This is a genomic window from Isoptericola sp. NPDC056134 (assembly GCF_042264825.1).
Lineage (GTDB): Bacteria > Actinomycetota > Actinomycetes > Actinomycetales > Cellulomonadaceae > Isoptericola > Isoptericola nanjingensis.
Genome location: NZ_JBHJVM010000006.1, coordinates 63687 through 84575, shown reverse-complemented (window position 1 = coordinate 84575; position 20889 = coordinate 63687). Strand labels below are relative to the sequence as shown.

General features: G+C 72.8%; 17 protein-coding genes. 4 read left to right on the top strand and 13 right to left on the bottom strand.

The window, feature by feature from the left end; translation table 11 throughout:
• Positions 1–116 precede the first annotated feature (116 nt).
• The 10 genes from purM to ACFCZN_RS08005 all read right to left on the bottom strand — a co-directional run bounded on the left by purM (position 117) and on the right by ACFCZN_RS08005 (position 12523).
• On the bottom strand, positions 117–1223 hold the full coding sequence (gene purM / locus ACFCZN_RS08050; RefSeq protein ID WP_429766001.1) for a phosphoribosylformylglycinamidine cyclo-ligase: 1107 nt from the start codon (positions 1221–1223) through the stop codon (positions 117–119).
• 58 nt (positions 1224–1281) lie between these two features.
• The gene (gene purF / locus ACFCZN_RS08045) at positions 1282–2829 is read right to left on the bottom strand and encodes an amidophosphoribosyltransferase (RefSeq protein ID WP_429766003.1); all 1548 of its coding nucleotides are present in this window, start codon (positions 2827–2829) and stop codon (positions 1282–1284) included.
• A gap of 48 nt (positions 2830–2877) precedes the next feature.
• On the bottom strand, positions 2878–3342 hold the full coding sequence (locus ACFCZN_RS08040; protein ID WP_430556430.1) for a hypothetical protein: 465 nt from the start codon (positions 3340–3342) through the stop codon (positions 2878–2880).
• Between the two features lie 42 nt (positions 3343–3384).
• On the bottom strand, positions 3385–6195 hold the full coding sequence (locus ACFCZN_RS08035; protein ID WP_430556429.1) for an ExeM/NucH family extracellular endonuclease: 2811 nt from the start codon (positions 6193–6195) through the stop codon (positions 3385–3387).
• A gap of 248 nt (positions 6196–6443) precedes the next feature.
• Positions 6444–6818 carry a sterol carrier family protein gene (locus tag ACFCZN_RS08030; RefSeq protein ID WP_430556428.1) on the bottom strand — a complete coding sequence of 125 codons (375 nt, stop codon included), beginning with the start codon at positions 6816–6818 and terminating at the stop codon, positions 6444–6446.
• 74 nt (positions 6819–6892) lie between these two features.
• A complete protein-coding gene (locus ACFCZN_RS08025) occupies positions 6893–7720 on the bottom strand; it encodes an ATP-binding cassette domain-containing protein (protein ID WP_430556427.1) in 828 nt (275 codons plus the stop codon).
• Positions 7717–8637 carry an ABC transporter ATP-binding protein gene (locus tag ACFCZN_RS08020; protein WP_429766011.1) on the bottom strand — a complete coding sequence of 307 codons (921 nt, stop codon included), beginning with the start codon at positions 8635–8637 and terminating at the stop codon, positions 7717–7719. Before ACFCZN_RS08020 ends, ACFCZN_RS08025 begins: the two co-directional genes overlap by 4 nt.
• On the bottom strand, positions 8634–9659 hold the full coding sequence (locus tag ACFCZN_RS08015; RefSeq protein ID WP_430556426.1) for an ABC transporter permease: 1026 nt from the start codon (positions 9657–9659) through the stop codon (positions 8634–8636). The genes ACFCZN_RS08020 and ACFCZN_RS08015 overlap by 4 nt, the downstream gene beginning before the upstream one ends.
• Complete coding sequence (locus ACFCZN_RS08010) at positions 9652–10644, bottom strand: ABC transporter permease (RefSeq protein WP_429766014.1); 993 nt, start codon at positions 10642–10644, stop codon at positions 9652–9654. Before ACFCZN_RS08010 ends, ACFCZN_RS08015 begins: the two co-directional genes overlap by 8 nt.
• Positions 10645–10774: 130 nt before the next feature.
• Complete coding sequence (locus tag ACFCZN_RS08005; protein WP_429766016.1) at positions 10775–12523, bottom strand: ABC transporter substrate-binding protein; 1749 nt, start codon at positions 12521–12523, stop codon at positions 10775–10777.
• 296 nt (positions 12524–12819) lie between these two features.
• Between ACFCZN_RS08005 and ACFCZN_RS08000 the strand changes: the two genes are divergently transcribed.
• On the top strand, positions 12820–13257 hold the full coding sequence (locus ACFCZN_RS08000) for a YybH family protein (RefSeq protein ID WP_430556425.1): 438 nt from the start codon (positions 12820–12822) through the stop codon (positions 13255–13257).
• Positions 13258–13289: 32 nt separating this feature from the next.
• Here the strand turns inward: ACFCZN_RS08000 and ACFCZN_RS07995 are convergent, their stop codons facing one another.
• The gene (locus tag ACFCZN_RS07995; RefSeq protein WP_430556424.1) at positions 13290–14795 is read right to left on the bottom strand and encodes an RNB domain-containing ribonuclease; all 1506 of its coding nucleotides are present in this window, start codon (positions 14793–14795) and stop codon (positions 13290–13292) included.
• A 169-nt stretch (positions 14796–14964) separates the two neighbouring features.
• On the opposite strand from ACFCZN_RS07995, the gene ACFCZN_RS07990 reads away from it, so the two are divergent.
• Complete coding sequence (locus tag ACFCZN_RS07990; protein ID WP_429766021.1) at positions 14965–17196, top strand: NADP-dependent isocitrate dehydrogenase; 2232 nt, start codon at positions 14965–14967, stop codon at positions 17194–17196.
• Between the two features lie 112 nt (positions 17197–17308).
• Here the strand turns inward: ACFCZN_RS07990 and ACFCZN_RS07985 are convergent, their stop codons facing one another.
• Positions 17309–17707, bottom strand: coding sequence for a hypothetical protein (locus ACFCZN_RS07985; protein WP_430556423.1), 399 nt, complete (start codon positions 17705–17707; stop codon positions 17309–17311).
• A 66-nt stretch (positions 17708–17773) separates the two neighbouring features.
• Between ACFCZN_RS07985 and ACFCZN_RS07980 the strand changes: the two genes are divergently transcribed.
• Both ACFCZN_RS07980 and ACFCZN_RS07975 read left to right on the top strand, forming a co-directional pair.
• On the top strand, positions 17774–18709 hold the full coding sequence (locus tag ACFCZN_RS07980; RefSeq protein ID WP_430556422.1) for an alpha/beta hydrolase family esterase: 936 nt from the start codon (positions 17774–17776) through the stop codon (positions 18707–18709).
• Between the two features lie 101 nt (positions 18710–18810).
• The gene (locus ACFCZN_RS07975) at positions 18811–19296 is read left to right on the top strand and encodes a Dps family protein (protein WP_429766026.1); all 486 of its coding nucleotides are present in this window, start codon (positions 18811–18813) and stop codon (positions 19294–19296) included.
• A 112-nt stretch (positions 19297–19408) separates the two neighbouring features.
• On the opposite strand, the gene gdhA is transcribed toward ACFCZN_RS07975, so the two are convergent.
• Positions 19409–20746 carry an NADP-specific glutamate dehydrogenase gene (gene gdhA, locus ACFCZN_RS07970; protein ID WP_430556421.1) on the bottom strand — a complete coding sequence of 446 codons (1338 nt, stop codon included), beginning with the start codon at positions 20744–20746 and terminating at the stop codon, positions 19409–19411.
• Positions 20747–20889: the final 143 nt, after the last annotated feature.

Here is a 20889-nt window from a genome sequence, read left to right as displayed (position 1 = left end):
ACCCGTGACCCACGGGTTCCGACGCCGCGCGCGAAGGGCCGGACGGCAGCAGCCGTCCGGCCCTTCGTCATGCGCGAGGTCGGGCGCGGGGGAGGCCCGCTCCCCCGCGCAGGACGTCAGCGGTAGTCGCCCGTGAGGCGGACCGCGCCGCCCTGCACACCCTTCGTCCCGGCGACCAGGTCCTCGGCCGGCACGCCCGGGTCAAGGTCCTCGACCGAGCCCAGCACCCACGCCGGCACGCCGCGAGCCGCGAGCGTCGCCAGCGCCGCGTCGACGCCGTCCGCGCCCACGACGGCCACCATGCCGACACCGAGGTTGAGCGTGTTCTCCAGGTCCCGCCGCGGCACCGAGCCGAGCTCGCGCACCGTGCGGAAGACGGCTGGCACCTCCCACGAGCCCCGGTCGACCGTCGCCACCGTGCCGGCGGGCAGCACGCGCGCGAGGTTCGCCGCGAGCCCGCCGCCCGTCACGTGCGTGACTGCGTGCACCTGCGCGGCCGGGTCCTCGGCGAGCGCGAGCACGTCCCGCGCGTACACGCGGGTGGGCTCCAGGAGCTCCTCACCCAGGGTGCGGCCGAACTCCTCGACGTGGCGGTCCAGCGACCAGCCGGCGTGCTTCACGACCGCGCGCACCAGCGAGTAGCCGTTGGAGTGCAGGCCGCTCGATCCCATCGCGACGAGCACGTCGCCGGCGCGCACGCGCTCGGGGCCCAGGACGGCGTCCGCCTCGACGATGCCCGTGGCCGCGCCCGCGACGTCGTACTCGTCGGGGGCGAGGAGGCCCGGGTGCTCGGCCGTCTCGCCGCCGACGAGGGCCGTGCCGGCCACCTCGCAGGCCTGCGCGATGCCACGCACGATGTCGGCCACGCGCTCGGGGACGACCTTGCCGGTGGCGATGTAGTCCGTCATGAACAGCGGCTCGGCGCCGACCACGACGATGTCGTCCACGACCATCCCGACGAGGTCGAAGCCGATCGTGTCGTGCTTGTCGAGCGCCTGCGCGATCGCGACCTTGGTGCCGACACCGTCCGTCGACGTCGCGAGGAGCGGCTTGCGGTACTCGCGGATCGCGGACAGGTCGAAGAGCCCCGCGAAGCCGCCCACGCCCCCGAGGACGGCGGGCCCGTGCGTGCGGCGCACGGCGTCCTTCATCAGCTCGACGGCCTTGTCGCCGGCCTCGGTGTCGACGCCGGCCGCGGCGTAGGTCAGGGGTTCGTTCGTCACGTGGGGCTCACCGTTCGTCGGCTGTGTCGGTCGGCTGTCAGGCGGGGTCGGCTGTCAGTCACGGGTGGTCGAGCGCGGTGCCGCCGCCGGCCCCCACGGAGACCGTGCGGAGCCCGTCCTCGGGGGCGCCGAGCGGCAGCTCGGCCTGCTCCAGCAGGTGCTTGCCGAGCTGGTCGGCGGTGGGGAGCTCGATCGGGTACTTGCCCGTGAAGCAGGCGGCGCACAGCTGGGACGCCGGCTGCTCGGTCGCCGCGATCATGCCCTCGGTCGAGATGTAGCCGAGGGAGTCGGCGCCCAGGGACTGGCCGATCTCGTCCGGGCTGAGGCCGTTGGCGATGAGCTCGGCCCGCGACGCGAAGTCGATGCCGTAGAAGCACGGCCACTTCACCGGCGGCGACGAGATGCGCACGTGCACCTCGGCCGCGCCCGCCTCGCGGAGCATGCGGATCAGGGCCCGCTGGGTGTTGCCGCGCACGATCGAGTCGTCGACGACGACGAGGCGCTTGCCGCGGATCACTTCCTTGAGCGGGTTGAGCTTGAGGCGGATGCCGAGCTGGCGCAGCGTGTCGGACGGCTGGATGAACGTGCGTCCCACGTAGGCGTTCTTGGTGAGGCCCTGCCCGAACGGGATGCCCGACTCCGCGGCGTACCCGACGGCGGCCGGCGTGCCGGACTCCGGCGTCGGGATGACGAGGTCCGCCTCGACGGGGTGCTCGCGGGCCAGCGTGCGGCCCATCTCGACGCGTGACGCGTGCACGGAGCGGCCGTTGATGGTGTTGTCGGGGCGGGCGAGGTAGACGTACTCGAAGACGCAGCCCGCGCGCTCCGGCTCGGCGAACTTCTCGGAGCGCAGGCCGTCGGCGTCGATGGTGAGGAGCTCGCCCGGCTCGACGTCGCGCACGTACGACGCGCCGACGATGTCGAGGGCCGGCGTCTCCGACGCGACCACCCAGCCGCGCTGCAGGCGGCCCAGGACCAGCGGGCGCACGCCCTGCGGGTCGCGGGCGGCGTAGAGGGTGCCCTCGTCCATGAAGACGAGGGAGAACGCGCCGCGCAGCTTCGGGAGCACCTCGAGCGCCGTCTGGGCGAGGGTGTGGTCGGCGTCGCCGGCCAGCAGGGCCGTGATGAGCGCCGTGTCGGTGGTGTTGCCGCGTGCGAGCTCGCCGCGGCGCTGCGCGCCGTAGCGCTCGGCCACGAGGTTGACCAGCTCGGCGGAGTTGGTGAGGTTGCCGTTGTGCCCGAGGGCGACGGTGCCGCCCGCGGTCGCGCCGAGGGTCGGCTGGGCGTTCTCCCAGGTCACGCCGCCGGTGGTGGAGTACCGGCAGTGGCCCACCGCGAGGTGGCCGGTGAGGGCGTCGAGCGCCGTCTCGTCGAAGACCTGGGACACGAGGCCCATGTCCTTGTACACGAGGATCTGCTCACCGTTGCTGGTGGCGATGCCCGCGGACTCCTGTCCGCGGTGCTGCAGGGCGTACAGGCCGAAGTAGGCGAGCTTGGCGACCTCCTCGCCGGGGGCCCAGACCCCGAAGACGCCGCACGCGTCCTGGGGGCCCTTCTCGCCGGGCATGAGGTCATGGTTCAGGCGGCCGTCAGGGCGCAAGGGCATGCCTCGAGTATCCCACAGGGCCCCGGTGCGTCGACCTGCCCGGACGCGTCAGCGACGACGCAGGCTGCGCCGGTCGGAGATCACGGCGACCAGCCCGCCGACGCCCAGGCCGAGGGCGATCCCGCCGAGGATCATCACCGACACGTAGACGCCCGGCTTCAGCAGGGCCGCAGCGACCTCCGGATCGGCGGCGTCGATGAGCCAGGTCGAGAAGATCAGCCCGACGACACCGCCGACCAGCGCGCCCATCCACAGGAACACCGGGAACTTGGGGGCGCGACGCACCCGCTCGGGGTCGACCAGCAGTGTCACGTCCTGCGGCGCCTCGACCTTGTCCGACGCCTCGTCCGCGGCATCGTCCGAGGCGCCGTCCGGGGTGGCGTCGGTGCCGGCGGCGGACTCGACGGTCTCCGCCGGCGCCTCGCCGGCGGGCGGCGTGGCGTCGGGCGCGGTGCCGTCGGGCGCGGTGCCGTCGGGCGCCGGGGTGTCCTGGTCGGGGGTCGAGCTGCTCACCCCTCGAGCCTAAGCCACCCGCCGGCACCCGACGGCCGCCCGTCAGGCGGCTCCCAGGTCCTTCCAGGGGCCCCACGGCGTCGCGCCGGGCTCGTCGTTCCGGGAGTACCACTGGGCCCGCCAGCGGTGCCCGTCGTGCACGACGACGTCACCCTTCCCGTACACCCAGGTGCGGGTCCAGGCGGAGAAGGTCCCGGCCGACGTGGCGACCGGAGCCCCGACCTCGGCCCAGGGACCGTACGCCGACGCCCCGGGCCGGTCGCCGCGCGACCACCACAGCGCCTCGAAGAGCCCGCCCTCGAAGGCGACCCGGTCCCCCTTGCCGTAGGTGTCCTTCGCGTCCCACGCGGGTGCGGACGGCGTGAGGTCGAGCCCGACGAGCAGCGGGTCGTGGTCCGACGACCGGAACGGCGTCTCGTCGTAGAGGATCGTCGCGTTGTAGTTGTAGCGGCTGTACTCGTTCGCCACCGGCTCGTACGCGTTGACGTTCCAGATGTCCGTGCCGGTCACCCGGGCGATCAGACCCGACGACGCGAGCGCGTGGTCGAGCGAGCCGACCGCGCCGTCGAACGCGTACGTGTACTCGCCCGTGGTGGGCCCGAGGTCCGTGTAGCCCGCGTCGGTGAGGACGACGACCGGGTCCTCCTGCTCGTAGGAGTTGAGGTCACCCACGAGCAGCACCGCGTCGGTCCCGGCGTCGGCGGCCACGTCGTCGGCGAAGGCCACCAGCGCGGTCGCCTGACGCACGCGCGATTCGTTGGACGCGCCCTGGCCGTCGCCCGTGTCCTCGTCCCCGGGCCACGGGCCCGCCGACCCCTTCGACTTGAAGTGGTTGGTGATCACCACGACGTCGTCGCCCGGGTCGGCGTCGACCCCGCCGGCCGGCTGGAACACCTGCGCCAGCGGCTGGCGTGCGTTGCCGAACGCCTCCGGGTCGTCGAGGATCCGCGAGGTCCCGACGGGCTCGGCGCCCGCGGTCCGGTAGACGAACGCCGTGCGGATCACGTCCTCGCTCTCCGGGAGGTCGGCCGGGGACGCGACGTACGCCCAGGTGCCCGCGCCGTCGTGCGCGTCGAGCGCGTCGACCAGGTCGGCCAGGGCCTGGTCGCGGTCCTTGCCGAACGCGGCGGAGTTCTCGATCTCCTCGAGGCCGACGACGTCGGCCCCCAGCGCCGAGATCGCCGCGACGACCTTGGTCTGCTGCCGCTCGAGGTCCTCGGCCTCGGCCGCGCCGCGGGCGTCGCAGCCGCCGCGCACCGTGACCGGGTCGCCGGCGCGGTCCGTGTAGTAGGTGCACCCGTCGAGCTGGTCGCCCGTGGTGGTGAAGTAGTTGAGCACGTTGAAGGTGCCCACCTGCAGCGTGCCGCCGACGTCCTGCGGCGAGGCGTCGCGCGTGTTCTCGAACGTGGCGGGCTGCACGGCGTCGGCCACGTCGGGCGTGAGCCGGTGCTGCGGCTGCAGCCCCCAGGCGTCGTACCGGTAGTCGAGCACGACGGGCCGCGTGAAGGTCACGGCGGCGCCGACCCGCACGGGGTCGCCGCCCGTCAGCCACGGCAGCGGCTGCGACGAGTTGGCGGCCGAGCCGTAGTTCGTCGACGCGCCGTCGTCCAGCAGGACGGCACGGGCCGCGTTGTCCTCGGCCTGCTGCTTCGCCTCCACCGAGCCGGGCCGGCCGGCCGTGGTGGGCTGCACGAGCGGCGCGTCGCCCGTGGCGAGCCCGATCGTGCCGTAGAAGTTCGTGTCGTAGTTGTCGGTGACGGTGAAGTCGCCCTGCGGCGCGAGCAGCATGCCCTCGAGCGCCTCGCGCTCGGCGTCGGTCGCGGGCCAGGTCGTGGCCAGCGGCTCGACGGCGCCGGGCTCGTCCAGCGCGGTCCAGGAGTCCGCGGTGAGCTCCGTGAGGCCGGAGTACTCGCTGACCTCGCCGGTGACCTCCACGTGGTCGCCCACCTCGAGCTCGGCGGCCGCGGCGCGGGAGAACACGAAGACGGCGTCGGAGGCGCCGGGGGTGGCGTCGGAGGCGGGGTCGCCGCCCGTACCTGACGTCTGGAGGTAGAGGCCGTCGAAGCCGCCCGTGGGGTAGGTCGCGGTCACGACGCCGGTGGTCGTCACCGTCTTCCCGACCAGCGGCGACGCGGCGCCGGTGCCCTGGATCTCGGCGATCGTCGCGTCCTCTGCCGGGCCCGGGTCCGTGCCGGGGTCGGTGCCGCTCGCGGTCGGCGTCGGCGCACCGGCCGTGAAGTCCGCGGCGTTGTCGGCGGTGTGCGCGTGGTCGCGGCGTGCGACCGACGTGGCGTTCGTCGTCGCCGGCGCCGGCCCCGAGCCCGCGAAGGCGCTGGCGGTCGGGCCCCAGCCGACGAGGTCGACGACGGCCTCGGCCGCCGCGCAGTCCGCGCCCGCGCACGTCAGGCGGTCCGTCGAGCGCACCAGCGCCGCCTTCGCGCCCGTGCCGGACATCGCGATGGTGCCGGTGACGTCGGGGGCCGGCAGCGCGGGCAGCGACGTGTTCCCGCCCAGCGCCTCCGCGACGAGGAACGACCCGCCCGCCGGGATCGACCCCGCGAGGTTCGTCTGGGCCCCGTTGGCCCAGGTGCCGGTCGCGGACGCGTACTGCACCGACCAGCCCTCGAGGGACACCGGCTGGTCCGTCGGGTTGTACAGCTCGACGAAGTCCTGGTTCAACGCGGCGCCGCTGTTGCCGCCGCCCCCGTACAGCTCGTCGATGACGACGGGGGCGTCGGGCGAGACGGCGGCCGTCGCGGGGACGGCCAGGGCGGCGCCGACGGGCAGGACGAGCGCGGCCGCGGTGGCGGCGGCGAGCGGTGCTCGACGGCGGGAGGGACGGGTGGGGCTCACGGTGGCTCCTTCGCGGCGGACGTGGGTGACGTCACCTCAGCAGACCCGCGTGAACCGTTGTTGAACCCCACGTCACCGGACGTCGTCGTCCGGCCGTCGGGATGCGTGCCTGCCCGGTGCGCCGAACGTAGCGGAACCGGCCGACACCCGCGCGCCCGCCGGATCAGGTACTACCTCGGCGCCTCACGTACTACCGCGCGGGGATCGGTACTACTTCGCGGGGATGCGTGCTACCTCGGCGGAGCTCGTCAGGGGCGCGGGCGTGCTGCCTGCAGCGGCAGGAGCGCGGACAGGTCGGCCCGCTCCCCCGACGCGCTCACCCGCCCGGACGCGACGGCGTCGGCCCACGAGAGCCGGCCGGTGGCGAGCGCGAGCCAGGTCTCGACGTCGGTCTCCACCACGTTCGGCGGCGTCCCGCGCGTGTGCCGCGGCCCCGCCACGGCCTGCACGGCCCCGGCGGGCGGCACCCGCACCTCCACCGAGTTCCCGGGCGCGACGTCGGCCAGCTCCTCCAGCGTGAACCGCACCGCCGTCGTCACGACGGGCCGCGAGGTGTCGCCGCCCAGCCACGCGGCCACGGCCGCCCGTCCGGCAGCAGGTTCGGTCCGTCGTCGCGCAGGCACGCCAGCACCTTAAGCCTCCCCACCCACCGTCCGACGGCGTCGCTCCGCGCGACCGCACCGACGCGGAACAGCGGCTAGGAAGCAGCCAGCTCCGCCCGGACCTCCTCCCGCAGCCGCCCGTGCCGTGACGGCTCGGGGGCGGCGGCGAGCAGCGTCTTCGTGTACTCGTGCTGCGGGTCGAGGATGACCTCGTCGGACGGCCCACGCTCCACGATGTCCCCCCGGAACATCACGATGATCTCGTCGCTGAAGTGCCGCGCCGTGGCGAGGTCGTGGGTGATGTACAGGACGCCGAGGTTCTCCTCGCGCTGCAGCCTTGCGAGCAGGTTGAGCACCCCGAGCCGGATGGAGACGTCGAGCATCGAGACGGGCTCGTCGGCGACGAGGAACCTCGCGCCGGGTGCGAGGGCCCGGGCGATGGCGACCCGCTGCCGCTGACCGCCGGACATCTCGTGCGGCCGCTTGACCGCGTAGAGCTCGGCCGGTGTGAGGTTGACGCGCTCCAGCAGGTCGTGGACCGCGGGCCCGAGGGCGTCGCCGCTCGCGACACCGTGCAGCTTCAACGGGCGCTCCAGGTGGTGCGCCACCGTGTGGTACGGGTTGAGCGACGCGAACGGGTCCTGGAAGACCATCTGCACCTGGTGGCGGTAGCTCGACAGCGCGCGGCCGCGGCGCCCGATGGGCCTGCCGTCGAGCAGGATCTCGCCGCTCGTCGGGGTCTCCAGCTGGGAGATCATCTTGGCCACGGTCGACTTGCCGGACCCGGACTCGCCGACGAGAGCGAGGGTCTTGCCGGGCTCGAGCGTGAACGACACGTCGTTCACGGCACGCAGGGTGCCGCTGCGCAGCCCGCTGCGGACCTTGAACTCCTTGACGAGGTTGCGGACCTCGAGGCTGCTCATGACGCCTCCTCCTCGGCGGCGTCGCGGGTGACGCCGGTGCGGACGAACGAGCCACGGTCGCCCGTGAGGCTCGGGAACGAGTCCAGGAGCTGCCGCGTGTACGGGTGCTGGGCCCGCGCGTAGATGGACTCCGAGGTGTCGAGCTCGACGATCCGGCCGGCGCGCATGACGGCGATCCGGTCGCTGATCTCGAGCAGGAGCGGCAGGTCGTGGGTGATGAACACGACGGCGAAGTTGAACCGCTCGCGCAGCCGCATGATCTCGCGCAGGATGCCGCGCTGGACGACGACGTCGAGCGCGGTGGTCGGCTCGTCCATGATCATGACCTGCGGGTTGAGCGCCATGGCCATGGCGATCATGACGCGCTGGCGCATGCCGCCGGACAGCTCGTGGGCGAAGCTGTCGAGGCGCGTCGGGTCGACCCCCACGAGCTCGAGGAGCTCGGCGGAACGCGCGGCGCGCTCCTTCGTGCCCATCTGCGGCCTGTGGGTGGTGAGGACGTCGCCGAGCTGCTTGCGCACGCTGATCACCGGGTTGAGCGAGTTCATCGCCCCCTGGAAGACCATGGACACCTTGTCCCAGCGGAAGGCACGCAGCGCGTCACCGGTGAGGCTGACGACGTCGATGTCGGTGCCGTTCGCGTCGTGGAACGTCACGTCGCCGGAGCGGAGGATGGCCGGGGGCTTGAGGAGCCGGTTGAGTCCGTAGGCGAGCGTCGTCTTGCCGCACCCCGACTCGCCGGCGAGCCCGAGGATCTCGCCGCGGTGCAGCGTGAGGGAGACGTCGTCCACGGCGCGGACGGGCGGGTCCACCTGGTACTCGATGGACACGTTCCGGGCGGTGAGGACCGGCTCGAGGCGGGCCACGTGGTCGTCGTGCGTCGGCGACGACAGCGGGCCGGTGGTGGTGGCGGTCATGCGTCGACCCTCTCCTTGTCGGCGGCGACGGTCTCGGCCGCGGCTCGGCGGCCGAGCTTGTCCTTGCCCGCCTTGCGCGCCTCGCGGACGCTCTTGGCGGCGGCGGGCGCGAGCCGCAGCTTCGGGTTGACGATCTCGTCGATGGCGAAGTTGACGAGGGAGAGCCCGGTGCCGAACAGGGCGATCATCAGCCCCGGGGGGACGAACCACCACCAGGCGCCGCGGGTCAGCGCGCCGCCGCCCTGCGCCTCGTTGAGCATCGTGCCCCAGGTGATCGACCCGTTGGGCCCCAGGCCCAGGTAGGACAGGCCGGCCTCGCCGAGGATGGCGAGCACGATCGCGAAGAGGAACTGGGACGCCAGCAGCGGCAGCAGGTTGGGCAGCACCTCGACGCCGATGATGCGCGGCGTCCTCTCCCCGGCGACGCGGGCCGCGGAGACGTAGTCGCGCACCCGCAGCGACCGGGCCTGGGACCGCAGCACGACGGCGGGCCCCGCGAAGGCGGTGACGCCCAGGATGAGCGCGACGACCCACAGGCTGCGCACCTGCAGGTAGCTGGCGACGACGATCATCAGCGGCAGGCCGGGGATGACGAGCATGATGCCGGTGACCAGCGAGAGGAACTCGTCGGTCCAGCCGCGCAGGTACCCGGCGACGACGCCGAAGAACAGCGCGAGGACGATCGCGACGAGGCCCGCGGTCACGCCGACGACCAGCGAGCCGCGGGCGCCCTCGGCGAGCTGGGCGAGCACGTCGTAGCCGAGGCTGGTCGTGCCGAGCCAGTGGCCGGGCTGCGGCGGCAGCAGCGGGTCGTTGGCGGAGCTGCGGGGATCCTGCGTGACGAAGGGGCCCACGATCGCGAACAGCACGATCCCGCCGATGAGGATGAGCCCGGCGAGGAGCTTGCCCGACATGGAGGGCAGCATCTGTCGCACGCCGGACTTCTTGGCCGGCGGCGTAGGAGGCGTGGCCGGCTCGGTGTCCGGCGTGGTGGCGGGTGCGGTGGTGTCGGTGTCAGTCATTGTGGCGCGTCCTCGGGTCCAGGAAGCCGTAGATGAGGTCCATGAGGAACAGTGCTGCCAGGACCGCGAGCGTGATGACGAGGAAGACGCCCTGCATCAGCGCGTAGTCGTTGTTGCGCACCGCCGTGATCATGAGCTTGCCCACGCCCGGGTACGTGAAGACCTGCTCCATGACGAGGGAGCCGGCCACGACGAACCCGAGGGACACGCCGAACCCGGCGAGGGACGGCAGCGCGGCGTTGCGCATCGCGTAGGTGGTGAACACGCGGCGCGGGCGCAGGCCCTTGGCCTCGGCGGTCGTGACGTAGTCCTCCGACAGCGTGGAGACCATCATGTTGCGCATCCCGAGCAGCCAGCCGCCGACCGACGAGATGACGATCGTGACGGCCGGGAGGAACGCGTGGTAGAGCACCGAGCCGACGAAGGCCCAGCTCCACTCCGGTCCGTTGAAGTGGAAGACGTCGTACGCGCCGATGATGGGGAACCACTGGAGGCTCACGGCGAACACGAAGATGAGCACGAGGGCCACCCAGAAGTAGGGCAGCGACTGCAGCATGGTGGTGCTCGGCACGAGGCTGTCCACCCAGGTGCCGCGCTTCCAGCCGGCGAGCGCGCCCAGCCCGATCCCGAGGACGAACGAGATGATCGTCGCCGTGCCGACGAGGCCGAGGGTCCACGGGATCGCGTCGCCGATGAGCTCGGTCACCGGCGTCGGGAAGTTCGTCACCGAGACGCCCAGGTTCCCCGTGAGGACGTTCTTCCAGTACGTGACGTACTGCTCCCACAGGGACTGGTCCTCGGCCGCACCGAGGAGGAGCCGGATGCTGTTCTCGGTGCCCGCCGGGATGCCTCCGGCGCGCTGCAGCTTCGCCATGAGGATCGAGAACGGGTCGCCCGGCAGCATGCGCGGGATGAAGAAGTTCAGCGAGATCGCGGCCCACAGGGTCACCGCATAGAAGGCGATCCGCCTGGCGTAGAACTTCATGGGGTCGGGCCGCCCTTCGGTGTCGCGGGCATGCGGCTCCTCCTCGCTCGGTGCGTCACTGCGTCGTGGTGCGGGTCGTGCGGGTGACCGGCGGGCTGGGGAGCCCGCCGGTCACCGGGTCGGGAGCGCGTTACTGGGCGCCGCCGAGCTTGCCGAGGATGACGCCCGAGGACGGGCCCTGCCACGACGGCGGGAACATGTACATGTCGTCCTCCGTGGGCCAGCCGGCGAACTTCGTCGTGTTGAAGAACGTCTGCGTGCCGTTCACGACGATCGGGATGTACGGCAGGTCCTCGACGATGTTCTCCTGGACGGTGGCGTAGGCCTCCTTCTTGGCGGCCTCGTCGTTCGTCTGGGACGCGGCCTCGACGGCGGCGTTCACCTCGTCGTCGTCGTAGCGGGAGATGTTCCACTCGCCCGGCTCGAGCGCGGTGCCGACCTTCTGGGTGTAGTCGCCGGTGAACCACTCGCGGTAGATCTGGAACGGGTCGGCCAGCGAGGTGCCGACGACGCCGCCCATGATCAGCTCGAACTCGCCGGAGACGCGCGCGTCGGCGAACTCGTTCCAGGAGATCGTGGACGCGGTGACCTTGAGGCCCGCGGCCTTGGCCTGCTCCTCGATGAGCTTGGCGGCGTTGTTGAAGTCCGACCACCCGTCGACGGAGGTCAGCGTCAGGTCGATCGGCGTGCCGTCCTTGCCGTAGAAGCCGTCGGCGTCCTTGGTGTAGCCGGCCTCCTCGAGGATCTTCCCCGCGGCCGCGGCGTCGGCGCTCTGCGGCGACTCCTTCGGCATGCCGTCCGCGATCCACTTGTCGTCGCGGCCGAGCAGCGCGAACGTCGGCGAGATCGGCTTGGCGAGCCCGACGAACGCCTTCTCGGTGATCGCGGAGCGGTCGATGGCGGCGTCGAGCGCCTGGCGGACGGCGACGTCCGTCTGGGCGCCCTTGCAGCCCAGGTCGGTGTTGGAGCACGTGTACAGCACGACGGGGTCGACGGGCGTGTTGACGTACCCGAAACCGCCGGTCGAGGTGATCCGCTCGGGATCCGGCACGAACATCGTGGTCCAGTCGATCTGCCCGGTCGTGAGCAGGTCCTCCGCGGACTGGTTGGCGTCGATGCCGACGTAGCGCAGGGAGGCGACCTTCGGCGCCCCGCCCCAGTAGTCGGGGTTGGCCTTCGCGGTGTACGCGGCGTTGGACGCCGTGTCGAGCATGTACGGGCCGGTGCCGACCGGGGACTCCGCGTTGTCCCACGCCACGAGCCCGGTGAGGGCGTTGCCCTCGGCGTCCTCGCCGGAGTCCTTCTCGTGCTCGGAGAACACGTGCTTCGGCACGATGTACGTGCTGCCGAGGATCGCGAACTCGTTCGCGAACGCCGGCTCGTCGAAGGAGAACACCACGGTGGACTCGTCCTGCGCGACCGCGTCCTTGAGGTAGACGGGCTTGGCGGTGTCGTTCGTGAACGAGTACACGACGTCGTCCGCGGTGAACGGCTGGCCGTCGTTCCACTGCACCCCGCTACGGAGCGTCACCGTGAGCTCGGTGCCGTCCTCGTTCCACTCGAACGACTCGGCGAGCATCGGCGTGGGGTCCACGTCCTGGAGCTTGTTGTACGCGAACAGCGACTCGTAGATGCCGCCGTTGGCGAGGTGCAGCACGCCCACCGCGTAGGGGTTGAAGTTGGGGGTGATCGGGGTCTGCGAGCCCGCCCAGATCACGAGCTCCTGGTCGGTGGCCTGGCCCTCGGCCGCGGGGGCGCTGGTGCCGTCGCCGCCGTCGTTGCCCTCGGCGGAACCGGAGCACCCGGCGGCCAAGAGGGTCACGCTGGTCAGGGCGGCGGCGGCTGCGAGCCACCGTCCGCGGATCTTCCCTCGGATCATCGTTGGTCCTTCCAGTCGGCAGCGCACCCTCACGCCGCGATCGCTCACGCTTAGGGAAGGAACCTTAACGAATAGTCACAGGGCCGGCGCTAGACCTTGAATCGTTATAAGGCAGGAGTGTTATCAAAACGTCACCTGGGGCTCCTGCCCGGGGAGCCGGGCTCCGCGTGGACGGAGCCGGCCACGGCAGGGCGCGGACCGTCACGTCCCCGCAGCCACCGTCGTCGGTCGGGGTGAGGCCGATCCTCGCCTCGACCGAGACCCCTGCCCCCTGCCCCCGACCCCGAGGAGCGACCATGACCGCGACCCACGACCACGAGCACGCGATCCGGCAGCTGCTGGGGTCGCTCGTCGGCGCCCTGCGCGCCAAGGACCTCGACGCGGTGCGCGAGATCTACGCACGCGACGTCGTCTCGTTCGACGTCGAGCCCCCGCTGCAGCACGTCGGGATCGACGCCAAGCTGCGGAACCGGGTGCAGGTGTTCGACGCCTTCGCGACCGTCGACTACGAGCTGCGCGACCTCGCCCTGACCGTCGACGAGCACGTCGCCTTCGGGCACGCCTTCGGCCGGCTCAGCGGCACCCTCGCCGACGGCACGCCCGTGCCCGGGACGTGGGTCCGCGGCACGTTCGGCCTGCGTCGCGACGGTGAGCGCTGGCTGGTCGCGCACGACCAGGTGTCCGTCCCCGTGGACGTGCGCACCGGAGCCGCGGCCGTCGACCTCGAGCCCTGACCCGGGAGAGCCGGGCCGGCACGGCCGCGTCGTCAGCCCAGCGTGAAGAGCACCCGCCGGTCGGGCACCGACGCCTCGGCCAACGTCGCGCGGACGCGCTCGCCCAGCGGCAGCCCGGCGCCCTCGATGCGCGCCCGCACGGCCGGCGCCTCGAGCATGACCTCGCCGCGCTGCGGGTTGTCCGCCGTGCCGTCCTCGTCGTCGCCGCGCACGTCGACGACGACGCCGTCGAAGGCCTGCCCCTCGCGGCCGGCGAGCAGCGCCGCCTCGACGACGTCCACGCAGCCGCGCTCGAACGCGCCCGCCGTGCGGGAGGCAGCCGCCATCGTCTCGGGCAGGGTGGGGAGCGCCTCGGTCACCCAGGCGGGCGGCTCCTTGCCGGCGGCGTGGGCGAGGCACACCTCCGTGGCGTAGCGGTCGGCGAGCCGCCGCAGCGGCGCCGTCACGTGGGCGTACTCGGCCGCGATCGCCGCGTGCCGGGCGTCCGCGGGCAGCGCGACCGGCGGCCCGCCGTCGGGCCCCGGCACGCCGAACGCCAGGTAGCCCGCGCCCCGGAAGAGCGACGTCGCCTCGGCGAGGAAGGCCGCGTGGGTGGGACGACGGGACTCGAGCGTCGGGACGAGCTGCGCGTACGAGACCTCCTCGGGCCAGTCGATGCCGAGGGCCGCGGCGGTCCGGCGCAGGCGCACGACGTCGCGGTCGTCCGCCGGGGGCAGCGTGCGCAGCAGGCCGACGCCCGCCTCGCGCATCATGGCCGCCGCGGCGATGCCGGTGAGCAGCGAGATCTGCGCGTTCCAGCCCTCGACGGGAAGGGTGCGCCGCAGCTCGAGCGTGAACGACCCGTCGGGCCCGGACGCGATCTCCTGCTCGGGGACCTCCAGCGACACCCCGCCGCGGTCCCGCTCGCGCTCCTGCCGCAGGCGGCCCACGTCTGCGAGCAGGGACAGGGAGTCCGACGCCGTCCCCGCGTCGAGCTGGCCCTGGACCTCGCCGTAGGTGAGGCGGGCGCGCGACCGCACGGTCGCGCGGGTCACGGAGCTGCTCGTGATCTCGCCGTCCGCGTCGAGCCCGATCGTCCACAGGACGGCCGGACGGTCCTCGTCGGGCAGCAGGCTCGCGGCGCCCTCGGAGAGGACGGGCGGGTGCAGCGGGGTGCGCACGTCCGGGCCGTAGACGGTCGTGCCGCGACGGTGGGTCTCGGCGTCGAGCGGGCCGCCCGGCCGGACGAACGCGGCGACGTCCGCGATGGCGTACCGGACGATGTACCCGCGGCCCGACGACGCGACGTGCACCGCCTGGTCGAGGTCCATCGAGCCGGGCGGGTCGATGGTCACGAGCTCGACGTCGCGGCGGTCCTGACGGCCCTTCCTTCCCGTGCCCCCGAGGGCCGACCCGCCGTCCGCGGCGGACTTCTCCGCCTCGTCCCGCACCTGGGCGGGGAACATCGCGGGCAGGCCGACCTCGGCGCGGAGCGCGGCGAGGGCGTCGGCGACCTCGGCCGGGCCCGCCTGGGCGAGATGGAGCTGACGCGTCGGCACCGCTCGACCGTAACGGCGCACGCCGGGGGCCGCGCGGCGAGGGACCCGACCGTGAGGCACGGCACGGCACGGCGGTCGCCCGGGGTTTCGACAGGCTCCGCCGCGGCCAGATATCTTGATGTCAAACAATCTCTCGTCCACCACTGCCCTGCCTAGGGAGCATCGCCGCATGACCACCGAGTCCCGGCCCGAGGCCGCCACGATCATCTACACGCACACCGACGAGGCGCCGCTGCTCGCGACGTACTCGTTCCTCCCGATCGTCGAGGCGTACGCCGCCCAGGCCGGGGTCACGCTCGAGACGCGCGACATCTCCCTCGCGGGCCGCATCCTCGCCCAGTTCCCGGAGCGGCTCACCGACGACCAGCGCATCGGCGACGCGCTCGCCGAGCTGGGCGCGCTGGCCACCACCCCCGGCGCCAACATCATCAAGCTGCCGAACATCTCGGCGTCCGTGCCGCAGCTCAAGGCCGCCGTCGCCGAGCTGCAGGCCCAGGGCTACGACGTCCCGAGCTACCCCGAGGACCCGCAGACCGACGCCGAGAAGGACGTGCGCGCCCGGTACGACAAGGTCAAGGGCTCGGCGGTGAACCCGGTGCTGCGCGAGGGCAACTCGGACCGCCGCGCCCCCGCCTCGGTGAAGAACTACGCGAAGGCGCACCCGCACCGCATGGGCGCCTGGTCGGCCGACTCGAGGACGAACGTCGCGACGATGGGCGAGAACGACTTCTTCTCCAACGAGAAGTCCGTCGTGGTCCCCGCCGACGACACCCTGACGATCCGCCTGGTCACCCCGGCCGGCACCACCGTCCTCAAGGACGGCCTGAAGGTCGAGGCCGGCGAGGTCGTCGACGCGACCTTCATGTCCGTCGCGGCGCTGAACACCTTCCTCGCCGAGCAGGTCGCCCGCGCCAAGGCCGAGGGCGTGCTGTTCTCCGCGCACCTCAAGGCCACGATGATGAAGGTCTCCGACCCGATCATCTTCGGCCACGTGGTGCAGGCGTTCTTCCCCGCCCTGTTCGAGAAGTACGGCGACGAGCTCAAGGCCGCGGGCATCTCCCCCAACGACGGCCTCGGCTACCTGCTGTCCACGGTCGACACGCTGCCCCACGGCGCCGAGATCCGCGCCGCCGTCGAGCAGGGCCTCGCCGACGGCCCGGCCCTCGCGATGGTCGACTCGGACCGCGGCATCACCAACCTGCACGTGCCGTCCGACGTCATCATCGACGCCTCCATGCCCGCGATGATCCGCGGCGGCGGTCACATGTGGGGCCCCGACGGCAAGGAGCACGACACGCTCGCCGTCATCCCCGACTCGTCGTACGCCGGCGTCTACCAGACCGTCATCGACGACTGCCGCGCGAACGGCGCCCTCGACCCGGCCACCATGGGCTCCGTGCCCAACGTGGGCCTCATGGCCAAGAAGGCCGAGGAGTACGGCTCGCACGACAAGACGTTCGAGATCCCCGCCGACGGCACCGTCGAGGTCGTCGACGCGGCCGGCGACGTGCTGCTGAGCCACGACGTCCAGGCCGGCGACATCTGGCGCGCCTGCACCACCAAGGACGTCGCGATCCGCGACTGGGTCAAGCTCGCCGTCAACCGCGCCCGCGCCACCGGCTCCCCCGCCGTGTTCTGGCTCGACGCGCAGCGCGGCCACGACGCACAGCTCATCGCCAAGGTCGAGGAGTACCTGGGCGACCACGACACCGACGGCCTCGACATCCACGTGATGGCGCCGGCCGAGGCGACGGCGTTCTCCCTCGCGCGCATCCGCCAGGGCCTCGACACCATCTCGGTGACGGGCAACGTGCTGCGCGACTACAACACGGACCTGTTCCCGATCCTCGAGCTGGGGACGTCGGCCAAGATGCTGTCGGTCGTGCCGCTGATGAACGGCGGCGGCCTCTTCGAGACCGGCGCCGGCGGCTCCGCCCCGAAGCACGTGCAGCAGCTCCTCGCGGAGAACTACCTGCGCTGGGACTCGCTGGGCGAGTTCTTCGCGCTGGCCGCGTCGTTCGAGCACCTGGCGACCGTCACCGGCAACGCGCGCGCCCAGGTGCTCGCGGACACGCTCGACCGCGCCACGGGCACGTTCCTCGACCAGGACAAGTCGCCGACGCGCCGCGTCGGCGGCATCGACAACCGCGGCTCGCACTTCTACCTCGCCCTGTACTGGGCGCAGGAGCTCGCCGCGCAGTCGGACGACGCCGAGCTGGCCGCCGCGTTCGGCCCGCTCGCGGCGTCGCTCGCCGAGCAGGAGCGGACGATCGTCGACGAGCTCGTCGGCGTCCAGGGCTCGCCCGCCGACATCGGCGGCTACTACCGCCCCGACGCCGCCAAGGCCGCCGCGGTGATGCGCCCGTCCGCCACCTTCAACACGGCGCTCGAGGCCCTCTGACGCCGAGATAGAGAAGGCGAACCCGCGAGATAGAGAAGCCCGGAGGGGCCGCACCGGCTGCGGCCCGTCCGGGCTTCTCTATCTCGCGGGTTCGCCTTCTCTATCTCGGCAGCTACCAGGACCAGCCGCGGGAGCTGAGCTCCAGCTCCTCGCGCAGCCGTTCGGCGGACTCGGCACGCTCGCCGGCGCGCATGGGCAGGTCGACGACGCTCAGCCCGGCGAGGCGGCACGCCTCGCGCAGCAGGGCGTCGTAGGCGCCCTGCGCGGCGCGCGCGTGGTGGGCGCGGGCGAAGACCTGCGGGTCGTCGTCGATGGCGCGCAGCTCGCGGGCCAGCTCCCCCAGGCGCACCTGGACGGTCAGCGTCAGCAGCGGGTCGGCGGCGGGGGCACGACGACGGAGCGCTCGGCGGGCGACGGCGTCGCAGTGCGCGTCGGAACGCGCCCACGACCGGGCGGCGACGGTCGCGACCAGCGCGAACGCCGCCGTCAGGAGCGCCAGCTGCCACGTCATCGGAGCACCACCTCCGCACCGTTTTCAGCCTATGCCGGGCGCTGCTCGCACGCGACAATCGACGGCATGCCGGCGCACCGCCCGATCCTGGCGACCCTCGTCGCGCTGGTCACCCTGCTGCTCACGGCCTGCGGCTCCGCCGCGCCTCCGCAGGCCGACGAGCAGCCCCTGGTGCTCGCGGCCGCCGAGGCGATGCCGGCGGGCACGACGGGCGTCGTCGACGTCGGCGGGCGGCCCGTCCAGCTCCACGTGCCGCCCGCGTACCAGCCCGACCTCCCCGCCCCGCTCCTCGTCGTCCTGCACGGCTTCGGGTCCGACGCGGCGCGCGCGGACGCCATGCTCGGGCTGCGGGACCAGGCCCTCGCGCGCGGCGTGCTCTACGCCCTCCCCGAGGGCACCGAAGGGCCCGACGGGCGCCGGTTCTGGAACGCGACCGACGCCTGCTGCGGCGCCGACCGCGCGGGCGTCGACGACTCCGCGTACCTGGCGCAGGTGATCCGCACGCTCGCGGCCACCTACGCCGTGGACCCCGCGCGGGTCGCGGTGGTCGGGTACTCCAACGGCGGCTTCATGGCCTATCGCACGGCGTGCGACCACGCCGACCTCGTGTCCGTCGTGGTGTCGCTCGCGGGCGCGATGCCGGCGGACGACGGCGCCTGCCGCCCGTCGCGCTCGGTGACCGTGGTGCAGGCGCACGGCGCGGACGACCCCGTGATCCGCGCGGGCGGCGGGGTCCGCGACGGGCACGCCTACCCGGCGGCGGCGGAGTCGGCCGCTGCCTGGGCGCGTCACGACGGCTGCGCGGCGGCCCCCGTCACCGCTCCCGACCGGCGCGACCTCGACAGCGCGGTGCCCGGCGCCGAGACCAGGGTGACGACGTGGGGCGGGTGCACGGGCGGCGCCGAGGTCGGGCTGTGGTCGATCGCGGGCGCGGACCACTCCCCCTCGCTCGCCCCGGCGTTCGCGACGGCGCTGCTCGACCTCGTCACGGGCGCGCGCTGACGACGACCAAGGCTCGCCTGCCCTTGCTGGCGGCGCCCGGGAAGGCTCCTTAACCTGGAATGGTTCAAGAGAGCGATCGTCACCGGAAGGAAGGTTCACCCATGACCACTCCCACGATGAAGCGCAACACTCCCCGCGCCGAGGCCTCCGACAAGCTCCGCGCTCACCTGCAGCGCGTGCTCGTCGCGCTGGTCGACCTGCACGTCCAGGGCAAGCAGGCCCACTGGAACGTCACCGGCCGCGGCTTCCGCGACCTGCACCTCCAGCTCGACGAGCTCGTCGACGTCGCCCGCGAGCACAGCGACACCGTCGCCGAGCGCCTCCGCGCGCTCCAGGCCGTGCCCGACGGCCGCACCGAGACCGTCGCCACCACGACCGACCTGTCGCCCTACCCCGCCGGCCTGGTGTCGGTGGAGGACACGGTCGACGCGATCGTCGAGCGCGTCGCGCAGACCGTCGAGGTCGCGCGCGAGGTGCACGACGACGTCGACGCCGAGGACCCGACCAGCGCCGACCTGCTGCACGAGATCATCACCGACCTCGAGAAGCAGGCCTGGATGATCTCGTCGGAGAACACCGAGGTCTGAGCCGGGGCGCAGGCTCGGCCCTACCTCAGGAGCCGAGGTCCGGTCGCCTGCTGACGACGACGGCGCGGTCCCCCAGCGGGGGGCCGCGCCGTCGTCGTGCGTGCTGCGGCCGTCAGATGACGCCGAAGGCGATCATCGCGTCGGCGACCTTGGTGAAGCCGGCGACGTTGGCGCCGACGACGTAGTCACCGGGTGCCTCGTACTCCTCCGCCGTGGCGAGGCAGCTGTCGTGGATGCCGGTCATGATCTCGGCGAGGCGGGACTCGGTGTGGTCGAAGCTCCACGAGTCGCGCGACGCGTTCTGCTGCATCTCCAGCGCCGACGTCGCGACGCCGCCCGCGTTCGCGGCCTTGCCCGGGCCGAACAGCACGCCGGCCTCGCGCAGGAGGGCGACCGCCTCCGGGGTGGTCGGCATGTTGGCGCCCTCCGCGACGGCGCGCACGCCGTTCGCGACGAGCTGCTTGGCGTCGGCCTCGGAGAGCTCGTTCTGGGTGGCGCAGGGCAGCGCGACGTCGGTGGGGACGTCCCAGATGCTGCCGTCGGACACCAGTCGGGCGCCGGGACGCAGGTCGACGTAGTCGGCCACGCGGCCGCGCCGGACCTCCTTGACCTCCTTGAGCAGGTCGAGGTCGATGCCGGCCTCGTCGACGACGTAGCCCGACGAGTCCGAGAACGTGATCACGCGGCCGCCGAGCTGCTGCGCCTTCTCCGCCGCGTAGATCGCGACGTTGCCCGAGCCGGACACGGAGACGCGACGGCCGTCGAGGCTCTCGCCCTGGGTGCCGAGCATGCTCTGCGCGAAGAGGACGGCGCCGTAACCCGTGGCCTCCTTGCGCACGAGCGAGCCGCCCCAGGTGAGGCCCTTGCCGGTGAGCACGCCGGACTCGTAGCGGTTGGTGATCCGCTTGTACTGGCCGAACAGGTAGCCGACCTCGCGGGCGCCCACGCCGATGTCGCCGGCGGGCACGTCCGTGTATTCGCCGATGTGGCGGTACAGCTCGGTCATGAACGACTGGCAGAACCGCATGACCTCGCCGTCGGACCGGCCGCGGGGGTCGAAGTCGGAGCCGCCCTTGCCGCCGCCGATCGGCAGCCCCGTGAGGGCGTTCTTGAAGATCTGCTCGAAGCCGAGGAACTTCACGATCCCCAGGTACACCGAGGGGTGGAAGCGCAGGCCGCCCTTGTACGGGCCGAGGGCCGAGTTGTACTCGACGCGGAAGCCGCGGTTGATCCGCACGCGGCCCGTGTCGTCGACCCACGGCACGCGGAAGATGATCTGCCGCTCGGGCTCGCAGATGCGCTCGAGCACTGCGGCCTCGACGTACTGCGGGTTCTTGCGCAGCACCGGGCCCAGCGACTCGAAGACCTCGCGCACGGCCTGGTGGAACTCCACCTCGCCCGGATTGCGGCGCAGCACCTCGGCGAACACAGGCTGCAGACGGTCTTCCATCGGGGCTCCTCCCGGTTGGTGGGGAGCGCGCCCGCAAGGCCCGGAGGGCGGCACGGCACACGCACGTCCCTTGCAGGGTATGTGTCCGCGAGACGTGATCTCACGCGTCGAGACGGTCACCGGCGTGCGCCGCGCGTCACCCG

Bases quoted from the DNA above. Each gene is read 5' to 3' on its own strand.
- purF (WP_429766003.1), bottom strand. From the start codon at position 2,829: ATGCCCTTGCGCCCTGACGGCCGCCTGAACCATGACCTCATGCCCGGC.
- ACFCZN_RS08025 (WP_430556427.1), bottom strand. From the start codon at position 7,720: ATGAGCAGCCTCGAGGTCCGCAACCTCGTCAAGGAGTTCAAGGTCCGC.
- ACFCZN_RS08020 (WP_429766011.1), bottom strand. From the start codon at position 8,637: ATGACCGCCACCACCACCGGCCCGCTGTCGTCGCCGACGCACGACGAC.
- ACFCZN_RS08015 (WP_430556426.1), bottom strand. From the start codon at position 9,659: ATGACTGACACCGACACCACCGCACCCGCCACCACGCCGGACACCGAG.
- ACFCZN_RS08010 (WP_429766014.1), bottom strand. From the start codon at position 10,644: ATGAAGTTCTACGCCAGGCGGATCGCCTTCTATGCGGTGACCCTGTGG.
- ACFCZN_RS08005 (WP_429766016.1), bottom strand. From the start codon at position 12,523: ATGATCCGAGGGAAGATCCGCGGACGGTGGCTCGCAGCCGCCGCCGCC.
- ACFCZN_RS08000 (WP_430556425.1), top strand. From the start codon at position 12,820: ATGACCGCGACCCACGACCACGAGCACGCGATCCGGCAGCTGCTGGGG.
- ACFCZN_RS07990 (WP_429766021.1), top strand. From the start codon at position 14,965: ATGACCACCGAGTCCCGGCCCGAGGCCGCCACGATCATCTACACGCAC.
- ACFCZN_RS07985 (WP_430556423.1), bottom strand. From the start codon at position 17,707: ATGACGTGGCAGCTGGCGCTCCTGACGGCGGCGTTCGCGCTGGTCGCG.
- ACFCZN_RS07980 (WP_430556422.1), top strand. From the start codon at position 17,774: ATGCCGGCGCACCGCCCGATCCTGGCGACCCTCGTCGCGCTGGTCACC.
- ACFCZN_RS07975 (WP_429766026.1), top strand. From the start codon at position 18,811: ATGACCACTCCCACGATGAAGCGCAACACTCCCCGCGCCGAGGCCTCC.
- gdhA (WP_430556421.1), bottom strand. From the start codon at position 20,746: ATGGAAGACCGTCTGCAGCCTGTGTTCGCCGAGGTGCTGCGCCGCAAT.